The sequence below is a fragment of the Streptomyces sp. NPDC048565 genome (genome assembly GCF_040650935.1).
Classification (GTDB): Bacteria; Actinomycetota; Actinomycetes; order Streptomycetales; family Streptomycetaceae; genus Streptomyces.
This window is the reverse complement of record NZ_JBEZIH010000019.1, coordinates 163,168-177,631: the sequence shown is the minus strand read 5'-3', so window position 1 is coordinate 177,631 and position 14,464 is coordinate 163,168. Positions and strand designations below refer to the sequence as shown.

The 14,464-nt window shown below is 71.4% G+C and carries 3 protein-coding genes; 1 reads left to right on the top strand and 2 read right to left on the bottom strand.

What is annotated here, in order from left to right; translation table 11 throughout:
• Both AB0C75_RS23230 and AB0C75_RS23225 read right to left on the bottom strand, forming a co-directional pair.
• Nucleotides 1–1,471, bottom strand: a 1,471-nt coding sequence (locus tag AB0C75_RS23230) for a polyketide synthase (protein WP_362893597.1), incomplete at its 3' end; no start/stop codon positions are given.
• Nucleotides 1,472–1,759: 288 nt separating this feature from the next.
• The gene (locus AB0C75_RS23225) at nucleotides 1,760–2,281 is read right to left on the bottom strand and encodes a pyridoxamine 5'-phosphate oxidase family protein (RefSeq protein WP_362893596.1); all 522 of its coding nucleotides are present in this window, start codon (nucleotides 2,279–2,281) and stop codon (nucleotides 1,760–1,762) included.
• 366 nt (nucleotides 2,282–2,647) lie between these two features.
• Between AB0C75_RS23225 and AB0C75_RS23220 the strand changes: the two genes are divergently transcribed.
• Nucleotides 2,648–14,449 carry an SDR family NAD(P)-dependent oxidoreductase gene (locus tag AB0C75_RS23220; protein ID WP_362893595.1) on the top strand — a complete coding sequence of 3,934 codons (11,802 nt, stop codon included), beginning with the start codon at nucleotides 2,648–2,650 and terminating at the stop codon, nucleotides 14,447–14,449.
• The last annotated feature ends 15 nt before the right edge of the window (nucleotides 14,450–14,464 follow it).

Here is a 14,464-nt window from a genome sequence, read left to right as displayed (position 1 = left end):
CAGGCCGCTCCACCACAAACGACCGCAAACGAGCAGCCTGACCACCCAACCCACCCGACCCACGACCCGACAACACAAACGGCACCACAGCAGGTGGCCGCCCGGAGTCCGCTTCACCGGTCTCAGGTTTCCTGCGTGCGGCGGTCGAGCCGGGCGGGACATCGCTGATGACCAGGTGACAGTTCGTGCCGCCCATTCCGAAGGAACTGACGCCGGCGATCAAGGGGCTGTCGGGTGCTTCCCACGGACCGAGGCCCCGCTGCACTCGAAGATTGAGCTCGTCCAGCGCGATCTCCGGGTTCGCCCGCTCGAAGTTGAGGCTGGCGGGAAGTTTGCGGTGGCGGATCGACATCGCCACTTTGATGAGGCCCGCGATCCCCGCGGCTGCCCCCAGATGTCCCAGATTCGTCTTGACCGATCCGACGGGCAGCGGTTGCGTTCGCGGCCGGGCGGAGCCGACGACGGCACCGAGCGCCGAGGCCTCCACAGGGTCGCCCGCGGGTGTTCCCGTTCCGTGCAACTCGACGTATTGGAGTTGTGTGGCGCTGACTCGAGCGCGCTCGTGAGCGCGGCGCAGGACGTCTCGTTGTGCGAGCTCGTCGGGCTGGGTCAGGGCGTGAGAGTTGCCGCCGTGATTCACCTCGCTCCCGAGAATCACGCACTGCGGGGTGTCACCGTCGGCCAGGGCGTCCTCGAGCCTCTTGAGTACGACCAGGCCGCCGCCTTCGCCCGGCACATAACCGTTCGCGCGGGCGTCGAAGGTGTAGCAGCGGCCGTCCGGTGACAGTGACCCCCAACGGTCTGCGATGTCCACGGACTCCGGCAGCAGGTTGAGCTGCACGCCGCCCGCGACGGCGAGGTCCGACTCACCGGTGAGCAGACTCCGGCAGGCCAGGTGAACGGCGACCAGCGACGAGGACTGGCCGCTGTCGACACCGACGCTGGGCCCGTGCGCATCCAGGAAGTGGGAGAGCCGGTTGGCGATGACCGCACGTTCGATGCCGGGGTAGGTGTGCTGGGTCGCCGCGGCGGAACCGTTGCGGTGCACGAGATGGGCGTAGTCGTCGGCGAAGGCACCTACGTAGACACCGAGTCGGCCGCCGCGCACGCTGTCGGGCACGATCCCCGCGTCCTCCAGCGCCTCCCACCCCAGTTCCAGCACGAGTCGCTGCTGCGGGTCGACGGACGCCGCCTCGCGGGCGGAGATACCGAAGAACTCGGCATCGAACTCGTCGACGGCGTCGAGGAACCCGCCCCAGGGGGGCGCGACCGTCCGGTCCGGGCCACGACGTCGGAGCGGGCGCTCGGTGATCGCATGACGTCCCTCAGCCAGGAGGCGCCACAACTGCCGAGGCCCGTCAGCGCCCGGGAAACGACAGGACGCACCAACCACCGCGATGTGGCCGCCTTGGGCCTGGACATCCACCCGGATCGTCCCCTTCCACGTTCGGATCGCGTCTTGCGAGGTCATGGCGGCGAGCGCCGGACACAGTGAGCCGCCACCGCCCCCCGGCGGGGTCCCGCCGGGGTGAGGGCCCGGCACGACCGGCGCGGCGTGATCCCACGGGTTGCGCCGTCGCCGGTCCACGAATTGGGATGAAATCCCGAGGGTGACCGTGCGGCAGGACGTGGTCGATCGCACGGCGGGAAAAACAGACCTGGAGAACGCTGCCGCGCGTACGGCACACGTTTGCCTCGTTCTCGGCCGTGGCACGTCGAATTCCCTCGGCCGGATTACCGTTCGGCCGGTATCAGTCGGTCAGGCCTGCGGAAAATCCCACCTGGTCGCGGACTCCCATCCGGGCATTCCCGCCCAGCCGTAGACCCGTTCGGGATTCAGCCGGAACACCGGGGCGCTCTGGCCGAAACGCGTGTGGACGCGACCCTCGCTCACCGAGAGTTCCCAGTCGTACTTCACCCGGACGCCTTCGGCGAGCACGTTGATGTCGTCGTCCCCGATCACTCGGGAGCAACTGCCCTCGATCATCACCACGTCCTCGCCGACCTGCAGGTTCACGGAGGCCCGCGGGTTGACCTTCAGAAATTCACCGCACCGGTTCTGACTGGAGAACCAGAAGGTGTTCCGCTGCCAGATACCCCACAGGGGCCTGCTGTGCGGGTGTCCGTCCGGGCTGGTGGTGACCAGCCAGTACGTGGACGTGGACTTGAGCAGATTCTCCGCCCAGCTCCACGGCTGTGTAGGTCCCGGCGCGGTCTGATTGAAGATGAATGCCGGCGTTCCCTTCGGCTCCTCCTTGTTCTTCAGCACCTCGGCAGTCATATTCCTGTCCCTTCGCTCGTCCGCTGTGGGCGACCAGCGAGACGCACCGGTCTGGCTTTCGAGGTTCATGCTCGCAGCGCGACTGCGGAACCGACACCCCAAAAGAACCGCGTGATCACCGGGCGGCGGCTAGGGGGGTTAGGGGGTGCCCGCGCCGACGTCGCAAGAGCATGGTTGTTCACGCGACCGCCCAGAGGCGGTCCTGATCGTGGTGCCGCCAAGCCTTTTCTGCGCAAGCTCTTTGCCGGACTGCCGGTCTCCGCAGACGCCTGCCACGTGTCCAGGCACGACAAGTCCGGGGTACGCCGGACCACTCCGGGGTTCCCCGGGCCACTGGGACAGACAGAGACAGATGGGGTTGCTCGTATGGAGAACGAGGACAAGCTTCGCCAGTATCTCAAGTTGGTCACGAGCGACCTCTACCAGGCTCGCCAGAAGATCACTGAGAGGGAGGCCCAGGACACCGAGCCGATCGCCATCGTCTCGATGGCCTGCCGCTTGCCCGGCGACGTCTGGTCGCCCGAGGACCTCTGGGAGCTGGTCGCCAGTGGAACCGACGCGATCGGCGACTCGCCGACCGACCGGGGCTGGGACATGGACAGCATCTACGACCCGGAGCCCGGCAAGCCCGGAAAGACGTACACCCGCGAGGGCGGATTCATGTCCGGCCTGGCCGACTTCGACGCGGATTTCTTCGGCATCTCCCCCCGCGAAGCCCTTGCCATGGACCCGCAGCAGCGGATCGTCCTTGAGGCCGCCTGGGAGTCGTTCGAGCGTGCCGGCATCGACCCGGCGACCCTCCGCGGCACCGAGACAGGTGTGTTCATCGGCTCGAACACCCATGACTACGTGCCGTTGACCGTCACGGCACCCCGCGAGGTCGACGGTTATCTGCTCCTGGGCAACGCGCCCAGCGTGCTCTCCGGGCGCGTCGCGTACACGTTCGGCTTCGAGGGCCCCGCTGTCACCGTCGACACCGCCTGTTCCTCTTCGCTGGTCGCGATGGACTACGCCATCCGGGCCCTGCGCCGCGGCGAGTCCACGATGGCTCTGGTCGGCGGCGTCGCGTCGATGTGCTCGCCCCTGGTCATGGTCGACTTCAGCCGACAGCGCGGGATCGCGCCCAACGGCCGGTGCAAGGCGTACGCGGACACCGCGGACGGCACCGGCTGGTCGGAGGGGGTCGGCCTGGTCCTGCTCGAACGGCTCTCCGACGCTCAGGCCAACGGCCACCCGGTGCTCGCCGTCATCCGTGGTTCGGCGATCAACCAGGACGGTGCCTCCAACGGCCTGACCGCTCCCAACGGCCCGGCCCAGCAACGGGTCATCCAGGCGGCACTGGCCGACGGCCGGGTTCCGATGGAGCAGGTCGACCTGATCGAAGGGCACGGCACCGGCACCCGGCTGGGCGACCCGATCGAGGCACAGGCCCTGCTGGCCACCTACGGCCGCAAGAAGAAGGACGGCGAGCCGCTGTGGCTGGGCTCGCTGAAGTCGAACGTGGGTCACACCCAGGCGGCCGCGGGCGTCGTCGGCGTGATCAAGACGGTGATGGCCATGCGCCACGGCGTCCTCCCCAAGACGCTGCACGTGGACGAGCCGACGCGCGAAGTGGACTGGTCGGCCGGCGGGGTCAAGGTGTTGGCGGAGAACCGCCCTTGGCCGGAGAACGAGTGGCCGCGCCGGGCAGGTGTGTCGTCGTTCGGCATGAGCGGTACCAACGCGCACGTCATCCTCGAACAGGCGCCCGCGCCGGAGACGGTCGAGGCCGAGCCGGTGACCGCGCAGCCGACCGCCCTGCCTTTCCTGCTCTCCGCCCGTACTCCGCAGGCCCTGGCCGGTCAGGCGGCGCGGCTGCGTGACTGGCTCGCCGACGAGGACGTCGCCCTGCCCGACGTCGCGAAGTCGCTCGCGCTGCACCGCGTGACGTTCGAGCACCGCGCCGCCGTGGTCGCGGGCACCAAGGAGCACCTGCTCGCGCAGCTCGACCTGCTGGCCGGCGGCGGCAGCAGTGCCACGGCGGTCGTCGGCACCGAGTACCGCGGTCTCACCGCGGTGATGTTCCCCGGACAGGGCTCGCAGCGCACCGGCATGGGAGCACAACTCGCGGCCGCGTTCCCCGTCTTCGCCACCGCGTACTCGGAGGTGCTGGGGTGGCTCGACCCCGACCTGCCGCAGATCATCGCTGAGGGCGGCCCGACGCTGGACCGGCCCGAGTACGCGCATCCCGCGCTGTTCGCGATCGAGGTGGCGCTGTACCGCCTGGTCGAGTCGTGGGGTCTGCGGCCCGACCACCTGCTCGGTCAGTCCTGCGGGGACATCGCGGCGGCGCACGTCGCGGGTGTGCTGTCGCTCGAGGACGCGGCCACCATGGTCACCGCCCGAGCACGGCTGATCCAGACCTCGGCCGCCGGTGTGATGGCCTCGGTCGCGGCCGGCGCCGACGTGGTGGAGCCGGTCATCGCCGACATCGAGGGCGTTTCGCTCGCCGGTATCAACAGCCCGAGCTCAGTCACCCTCTCGGGGCTGGAGGGCCCGGTCGAGGAGGCTCTGGCGCGACTGTCCGAGCTCGGCCACGCGGGCCGCACGCTGCGGGTCGGCGTCGCGGGCCACTCGGTCACGATGGAACCGATCCAGGCCCAGTTCCGGGCCGTGGTGGAGACGTTGACCTACTCGGCCCCGACCATCCCGATGGTGGTGCCCGCCGAGGTGCTGTGCACCCCTGAGTTCTGGGTCCGGCAGATGCGCGAACCGGTGGACCTCGTCGGCGGCGTGGCCCGGCTGCGCGAGCGCGGCGTCAGCCGAATCATCGAACTGTCGCCGGCCACGTCAATGAGCGGCCACGTACGCAAATGCTACGGCGACGACCCGGTGGTGGTCACCCCGTCCCTCCGCAGTCGGCGCGACGAGGTGGAATGCATCGCCGTGGCGATGGCCACCCTGCACGCCGCCGGCGTCGAGGTGGACTGGGCGGCCTTCTTCGCCGGCACCGGCGCGCAACGCGTCGACCTGCCCACCTACGCGTTCCAGCACGAACGCTTCTGGCTCGAGACCAGCCACGTCGGAGGGCACGACCTCAGCTCGATCGGCCTGCGCTCGGTGGACGCTCCGCTCCTGGGTGCCGGCGTCTCGCTCGCCAACGACGGCGGCTTCCTGTGCACCGGCCGGCTGTCGCTCTCCACCCAGCCCTGGCTTGCCGACCACGCCCTGTTCGGCCGCACCCTGCTGCCCGGCACCGCATTCGTCGAGTTCGCGCTGCGCGCGGCGGACCAGGTCGGCTGTGAGCTGGTCGAGGACCTGACCATCGAGGCCCCGCTGCTGCTGGAGCGAGGCGGCGTGGCGCTGCAGATCGTGGTCGGCGAGCCGGAGGAGTCCACCGGCCGACGGTCGATCACCATCTGGTCTCAGCAGCAGGACCCGGACTCCCCCGACATCGACGCGGCCTGGACACGGCACGCCAGCGGCTTCGTCTCGGGGACCGCAGGTATGAGCCGCGACGACATCGAGCTGGCCGAGTGGCCACCCGCCGGTGTCGAGGAAGTCGAGCTCGGCGATCTTTACGAGACCTTCGCCGCGGCCGGGTACGCCTACGGGCCGGTGTTCCGCGGCCTGAAGGCCGCCTGGCTGCGTGACGGGGAAGTATTCGCCGAGGTGGCTCTGCCCGAGCACGTGGGCGACGCCGGCGCGTACGGCATGCACCCCGCCCTGCTGGACGCCGCGCTTCAGGCGGTCGCGGTCACCGGCACCACCCAGGGTGCCGTCCCCTTCGTGTGGTCGGGCGTGCGGCTGTACGCCGTCGGTGCTTCCACGCTGCGCGTACGGCTGACTCCGGTGGGGACCGACACCGTGGCACTGCTGGTCGCCGACGTGACCGGCCGCACGGTGCTGTCCGTCGACTCGCTGACCTTGCGGTCCGCCACCGCGGAACAGATCGCCGGGAGTGCTCCGCAGGCCAACGACTCCCTCTACGAGATCAGGTGGACCTCCGCGGGTGAGGCCGCGGCCGCGTCGCCCACCGGCTGGGCGAACCTGGGCGGCGGCGCGCCCACGACAGGCACGGCGTACGAGGGCTTGGCGGCGCTGCAGGCCGCCCTCGACGCCGGGGGCGAGGTGCCCGCCGTGGTGCTGGCCGCTCACGGTGACGACCACGGCCACGATGTGGCCGCGAACGTGCACTCAGGTGTCAACCAGATGCTCGAACTGCTTCGCCACTGGCTGGCCGACGAACGGCTGGCCACCTCACGGCTGGTGCTGGTCACCCGGGGCGCGCTGGCCACGTACGAGGGTGAACACGTACGTGACCTGACCGGCGCGGCCCTGCACGGTCTGTTCCGTTCGGCGCGCGCCGAGAACCCGGGCCGGCTCGTCCAGGTCGACCTCGCGCCCGGCGAGCCCGACTCGGCCGTGGTGGCGGCGCTCGACACCGGGGAGGACGAGGTCGCCGTACGCGCGGGCACGGTCCTGGTGCCGCGCCTGGTCAAGGTCTCCTCCTCGACGACGCTCGCCGTGCCGGCGGAGTCGGCCGCCTGGCGCCTGTCCGCCCCCCGCCCCGGCACGTTCGACGGGCTCGCCCTGATCGATTCACCGGAGGCGGTCGCCCCCCTGGCCGAGGGTGAGGTGCGGGTGGCCGTCCGAGCCGCCGGCGTGAACTTCCGGGACGTCATGTCCACCCTGGGCCTGGTCCGCGGTCAGGAAGTGCTCGGCGGCGAGGCGGCCGGCGTGGTGACCGAGGTCGGCCCGGGAGTCGTCGGTCTCAAGCCAGGGGACCGGGTGATGGGCCTGTTCTTCGGGCCGTTCGGGCCTGTGGCCGTGGGTGAACACCGGATGGTGGTACCGATACCTGACGGGTGGTCGTATCTGCAGGCCGCGACCGTCCCGATCACCTACCTGACCGCGTACTTCGGGCTCGTCGACGTGGCCGGCCTGCAACCCGGCGAGTCCGTGCTCATCCACGCCGCCGCCGGTGGCGTCGGCATAGCGGCCGTGCAGTTGGCCGCCCATCTGGGCGCCGAGGTCTTCGCCACCGCCGGCCCCGCCAAGTGGGCGGCCGTTCGCGAGCTGGGCATCCCCCGCGAACGCATCTCGAACTCCCGCACCGCACAGTTCGAATCCGATCTGCTCGGCGCCACCGACGGCCGCGGCGTCGACGTGGTCCTCAACTCGCTCACCAACGAGCTCGTGGACGCCTCGCTACGACTGCTGCCGCGCGGCGGCCGGTTCGTCGAGATGGGCAAGACCGACATCCGCGACGCCGACTGGGCGGCCGAGACGTTCCCCGGTGTGCGCTATCAGGCGTTCGACCTGCTCGAGGTAGCACCCGAACGGGTCCACGAGATGCTGGTCGAGCTGCTGGACCTGTTCGGCCGTGGCGTTCTCACCCTGCCTCCGACCACCACCTGGGACGTCCGCCGGGCCCCCGACGCGTTGAGGTTCCTCAGCCAGGCCCGGCACATCGGCAAGATCGCCCTGACCGTCCCGGTGCCCCTCGATCCAGCCGGGACCGTGCTTGTGACCGGCGCCTCCGGCGCACTGGGCGGCCTGGTCGCCCGGCACCTGGTCGCCGAGCACGGCGTACGCAACCTCGTGCTGGCGAGCCGGCGCGGCCCGGACGCCCCCGGCGCCCCCGAGTTGGCCGCCGAGTTGACCGAGCTCGGCGCCTCGGTGACGGCTGTTGCCTGTGACGTCTCCCACCGCGAATCGCTGCTCGGCGTGCTGGCCGCGATCCCCGCCGCGCATCCGCTGACCGCGGTTGTGCACATCGCGGGTACCAGTGACGACGGCGTCGTCGGCTCGCTGACGACCGAGCAGGTCGACACCGTGTTGCGGCCCAAGGTGGACGCCGGTTGGCTCCTCCACGAGCTGACCCAGGACCTCGACCTCTCCGCCTTCGTGCTGTTCTCCTCCGCCGTCGGGGCATTCGGCGCGCCGGGCCAGGCCAATTACGCCGCCGCCAACGCGTTCCTGGACGCTCTTGCCCGGCACCGCCGCGCGTCGGGGCTGCCCGCCGTCTCGCTCGACTGGGGCCTCTGGCAGACCACGAGCCACATGACGACCTCCCTGCAGGAGGCCGACTGGGAACGGATGGCACGCGCCGGTATCAAGGCGATGTCCGACGAGGAAGGCCTTGCCCTCTTCGACGCGGCCCTCACCGTCGGCGCCCCGGTGGTGCTACCGGTCCGGCTCGACCTGGCGGCGTTCCGCGGGGATGTGCCGGCCCTGCTGCGCAACCTGGTCCCGGGGCGGGTGCGGCGTACCGCCGTGGCGAGTGGCGGCGGTGACGGCTCGTGGACCCGCCGTCTACTCGCCCGGCCGCCGGCCGCCCGGCACCGGATCGTGCTGGAGGCTCTCGCCGCCGAGACGGCGGCCGTGCTCGGGCACTCGTCGGCGTCGAAACTCTCGCCGGACCGGACCTTCAAGGACACCGGCTTCGACTCGCTGGCCTCTGTGGAGCTGCGCAACCGGATCACCGCGCTCACCGGCCTGCGGCTGCCGGCGACAGTCGTCTTCGACCACCCGGACCTCACTTCGCTGACCGACTACGTGCTCGGCGAGGTGGTCAGCGCCGGCTCCTCCGCCCCGGCGGCACCCGCGACCGTGACGGCGGACACCGGTGGCGACGCGATCGCCATCGTCGGCATGGCCTGCCGCTACGGCGGCGGGATCGACTCGCCTGAGGCGTTGTGGGCGCTGGTCGAGGAGGGCCGGGACGCCGCCACGGAGTTCCCGTCCGACCGTGGCTGGAACCTGGCCGAGCTGTTCGATCCCGAGCCCGGCCGCTCGGGCACGACCAACGCCCGGGCGGCCGGATTCCTGCCCGGCGCGACCGAGTTCGATCCCGATTTCTTCGGCATCTCACCTCGTGAGGCCACCGCGATGGACCCGCAGCAACGTCTGTTGCTCGAGTCGGCGTGGGAGGCGTTCGAGCGTGCCGGTATCGACCCGTTGGCGCTGCGCGGCACGAAGACCGGCGTGTTCGTCGGCCTCAGCGCCCATGACTACAGCAACTTGCTCGCGCTCGAATCGCGCGGTCTCGACGGCCATCTGCTGACAGGAACGGCGCCCAGTGTGGCATCGGGCCGTATCTCCTACGAGTTCGGCCTGGAAGGCCCCGCGCTGACGGTCGACACCGCCTGTTCGTCCTCGCTGACCACGCTGCACATGGCGGCCCAGGCGCTGCGGACCGGTGAGTCCGACCTCGCGCTGGCCGGCGGTGTGGCCGTGATGTCCACACCTGTGGTGTTCCAGGAGTTCGCGCTGCAGGGCGGCCTCTCCGCGGACGGTCGCTGCCGGGCGTTCGGCGCGGGCGCGGACGGCACCGGCTGGGCCGAGGGCGTCGGGCTGCTCGTACTGGAGCGCTTGTCGGACGCCCGCCGCAACGGCCACCAGGTCCTCGCGGTGGTGAAGGGCTCCGCGGTGAACCAGGACGGCGCCTCCAACGGGTTGACCGCGCCCAACGGCCGCTCGCAGCAGCGGGTGATCCGAGAGGCGCTGGCCAATGCCGGTGTCTCCGCCGCCGAGGTGGACGTCGTGGAGGGACACGGCACCGGCACCAGGCTCGGCGACCCGATCGAGGTGCAGGCACTACTGGCGACGTACGGGCGGGAGCACACCGAGGAAAGCCCGCTCTGGCTCGGCTCCCTGAAATCGAACCTGGGCCACGCGCAGGCGGCTGCCGGTGTGGCCGGGGTGATCAAGACGGTCCAAGCGCTGCGGCACGGCCTGCTGCCCCGGACATTGAACGCCGAGGAGCCCACCTCGCACGTGGACTGGTCGGACGGTGCCGTGAAGCTGCTGACCACGGCACAGCAGTGGCCGGAGCGCGACCGGCCCCGGCTCGGCGCCGTCTCCGCGTTCGGAATCAGCGGTACCAACGTGCACATGGTGCTGGAACAGGCACCGGAGCCCGGCGAGTTGCCCGCTCCGCCCGCCCCCGATCGGGTGCTCGCACAGTCCGTCAGGCCGTTCGTCCTCTCGGCACGCGGCGCGGCGGCACTGCGCGGTCAGGCAGCCAGGCTCAGCGCCTACCTCGCCGAGCACCCGGAGGTGGACTTCGACGCGCTCGGCCGCTCGCTCGGCGGCCGGGCCACACTGGAGCACCGGGCCGTGGTGCTCGCCGAGAACCTGGACACGCTGACCGCAGGGCTCACGGCGATCGCCGCCGGCACGACGGACTCCACCGAGGACGTCGTGCTGGGCCATGGCGGTGACCCGGCCCAACCGGTCTTCGTCTTCGCAGGTCAAGGTGGCCAGTGGAGTGGCATGGCGCTCGACCTGTGGAACACCAGCCCGCTGTTCGCCGCCTCCATGACCGAGTGCGACGCGGCGCTGGCCGCGCACGTCGACTGGAACGGCGCCACACTGTCGGACGTCCTCACCGGCACTCCGGGCGCGCCGAGCCTGGACCGGGTGGACGTGGTCCAGCCCGCGCTGTTCGCGGTGATGGTGTCCCTGGCCCGGCTGTGGCGGTCGCTCGGGGTCGAGCCGGCAGCAGTGGTCGGTCACTCCCAGGGCGAGATCGCGGCGGCCGTGGTGGCCGGTGTCCTCACACCGGCCGACGGCGCCCGCGTCGCCGGGCTGCGCTCGCGCCTGATCGCCGGCCTGGCCGAGCGCGGCGGGATGGGCTGGATCGGCCTGCCGGTGGCCCGGGTCCAGGAACGACTCGTCGACCACCCGGGGCTCGGCGTCGCCGCGGTCAACGGGCCGCGGTCGGTGGTTGTCTCCGGCGACGCCGACGAACTGCGGAGCCTGTGCGCGGCGCTCGCGGCCGAGGAGGTCCCGGTGCGCACGCTCCTGGTCGACTACGCGTCGCACTCGCCCGCGGTGGAGGAGCTGCGAGCCGAACTCGTCGACGCGCTGGCCGCCATCGTGCCCGCTGAGGCAGAAGTGCCGTTCTACTCCACGGTCACCGGCGGGCGGGTCGACGGCACCGAACTGGACGCCGACTACTGGTACCGCAATCTTCGGGAGACGGTGCGGTTCAGCGCGGCCGTCGAGGCTCTTCTGGACGACGGGCACAGCCGCTTCGTGGAGCTCAGCGCGCACCCGGCCCTCGTCGACGCGGTCGAGGCTGTCGCCGAGGACCGAAACGTCGAGGTCGCCGCCTCGTGGTCGTTGCGGCGCGACGGCGGTGACGTCGCGTTCACCCGCTCCCTGGCCACGGCCTTCGTGCACGGGGCAACGGTCCGCTGGGGGAAGGCGTTTCCCGCCGGAGGGCGGATCGACCTGCCCACTTACGCGTTCCAGCACCGCCGGTTGTGGGTCGAGCCCGCCGGTGCGGTGACCGCGAGTGCCGCCGACTTGGGGCTGGCGTCCGCCGATCACCCTCTGCTGGGCGCCGCCGTGGAACGCGCCGGCGAGGACCAGGTGCTCTTCACCGGCAGGTGGTCGCTGGCGACCCAGCCGTGGCTGGCCGATCACGTCGTGCTCGGTACCCTCCTGCTGCCTGGAGCCGCCTTCGTCGAGCTGGTCACCCACGCCGGGCGTCACGTCGACTGCGCCCGCCTGGAAGAGCTGGCCTTCCAGGCGCCGCTGGTGCTGTCGGAGAGGTCGGGTGTGGCGGTGCAGGTCGCGGTCGGCGCTGCCGACTCCACCGGCCGGCGTTCGGTCACGGTGCACTCACGGCGCACCGAGTCCGGCACCGACAGCAGGTGGATCCTGCACGCGGAAGGCACGCTCGCCCCTGTCGGTACCGGCCCGGTGCCGGGCAGTCCGACGGCCTGGCCGCCGGCCGGTGCGGAGGAGGTCGATGTGGCCGATGTCTATGCCCGGCTCGCCGAGCGCGGATACGCCTACGGGCCTGCCTTCGCCGGGATCCGTGCGCTGTGGCGGGACGGCGAGAACATGTACGGCGAGGTCGCGCTGCCGAATACGGTCCGTGCCGAGGCCGGGCGGTTCGGCCTGCACCCGGCGCTCCTGGACGCCGCCCTGCAGGTGCCGGTCGCCGGACTGATCGACAGCGAGAGTGAGGCGGTGATGCCGTTCTCCTGGAACGGCATCACCGTGCACACCCGGGGAGCGAGCTCGCTGCGGGTCGCTTTCCGGCGCAAGGGCCCTGACTCCTCCACGATGCTCCTCACCGACGGCGCGGGCGAGCCCGTCGCCTCGTTCGACTCCATCGTCGCGAGGCCGGTCAGTCGTGCACAGCTGCGGAGCGCCGTGGACGGCGCGGGCGACAAGAACGTCAACGACGAGAGCTACCGCGTCACGTGGCGGGCGCTGCCCAGCGGCCCGCGCACGCCGATCGTCGGTACCTGGCTGGCGGTGGTCGCCGAGGGGCAGCCGGCCGATGGCTGGGCCGCGGAAACCGTGCGCCGCCTCGCTGCCCACGCGCCCGGCCTGGTGACCTGGACCGTTCCGTGCGGGAACCTCGACCGGGCGGCGCTGGCCCAGCGGCTCGGCGAGCTCGCGGCGGACGGCACGAGCCCGGTCGGGGTGCTGTCGCTGCTGGCCGAGGACGAGATGCCGTGCGAAGAGTCGTCAGCGCTGCCGCAAGGTCTCGCGGGCACGGTGGTGCTCACCCAGGCGCTGCTCGACGCCGGGCTCGACGCCCCGGTCTGGGCGGTGACCCAGGGCGCGGTGGCGGCCGGTCCCCAGGACCGCGTCGGCTCGCCCACCCAGGCGCTGGTCTGGGGTTTCGGACGTGTCGCAGGCCTTGAACACCCGCGGCTCTGGGGCGGCCTGATCGATCTGCCGGAGACGGTGGACGACCAGGCGGTCGCCGAACTGGCCGGTGTCCTCGCGGGCAACGGCGAGAACGAGGTCGCCGTACGGTCCCAGGCCGTCCTGGCCCGCCGTCTGGTCAGAGCGGCAGCGCCCGAGCAGGAGCCGTCCGAGTGGCGGCCGAGCGGTACCGTGCTCGTGACGGGCGGCACGGGCGGCCTTGGTGCCGAAGTGGCCCGCCGGCTGGCCGACCGCGGTGCCGAACATCTGGTGCTTGCCAGCCGCAGCGGCGCAGACGCGGCCGGGGCCCGGCGACTGGTCGACGAACTGGCTGCCAGGGGCGTCTCGGTCTCGGTGACGGCCTGCGATGTCACAGACCGGGCCGCCGTGACCGAACTGCTGGCCTCCGTTCCCGCCGAGCTCCCGCTGACCGCGGTCGTACATGCGGCGGGCAGCCTCGACGGCGGATCGATCGCCGACACGACGCTGACCGAGTTCGGCGACATCTTGGCTGCCAAGGTGCTCGGTGCGGCGCACCTCGACGAGCTGCTCGACCACGACAGCATCCAGACGGTGCTGCTGTTCGGTTCCATCTCGGCGACCTGGGGTGTCGGCAACCAGTCCGCGTACTCGGCTGCCAACGCGTACCTCGACGCTCTGGCTCGGGAGCGGCACGACCGGGGCGGCCACACCATCTCGGTGGCGTGGGGCCCGTGGGAGGCCGGAATGCTGACCGAGGACGCGGAGATGGCCGACTCGCTGCGCCGCGGGGGTCTGCCCCTGCTGCCGGTCGACTTCGGACTGGCGACCCTGGACCGGATCGTCGCCGAGGACGAGCCCTGCCCGGTCGTGGCACGAGTCGAATGGGCCCGGTTCCACTCCCGCTTCACCTCGCTGCGGCCCAGCCCGCTGCTGGCCGACCTGCCGGATGTTCGCCAGCTGCCGACGGCGGAGTCCCAGACCTCGGTCGAACGCGGCGCGGCCCTGATCGAGAAGCTCACCGCGCTGCCCGAGGAGGATCGGGAACCGGCCGTGCTCGATCTGGTCTGCTCGCACGTCGCGGCCGTGCTCGGCCACGACTCTCCGGAGGAGATCGATCGCAGGCGGGCTTTCAAGGACGTCGGCTTCGACTCGCTGATCGCCGTCCAGCTGCGCAACCGGCTCAATGCGGCAACCGGGTTGCGGCTGCCGGTGACGCTGGTCTTCGACTACCCGAATCCGACGAGCCTTGCCTCGTACCTGCGCTCCGAGGTGGCCGCCAGTGTGCCATCGCCGACGGACGCGGCACTGGCCGAGTTCGACCGGCTGGAGGCATCGCTGTCCGCGCTGCCGACCGGGGAGACGGAAGTGCGCGACATCCTCGTCAGCCGGGCGCGCGACCTGCTCAGCCGGCTGTCGGGCCCGACGCAGGACGCGAGCGCCGAGGGCGACGTGGCGTTGCTGACGGCGGCCTCCGACGACGAACTGTTCAGCTTCATCAACACGCAGCTCGGCCGCCAGGACGAGTGATCCGGGTACACACAG

Excerpts from the sequence above, each read along its gene's own strand:
- AB0C75_RS23225 (WP_362893596.1), bottom strand. The coding sequence starts at position 2,281 with ATGACTGCCGAGGTGCTGAAGAACAAGGAGGAGCCGAAGGGAACGCCG.
- AB0C75_RS23220 (WP_362893595.1), top strand. The coding sequence starts at position 2,648 with ATGGAGAACGAGGACAAGCTTCGCCAGTATCTCAAGTTGGTCACGAGC.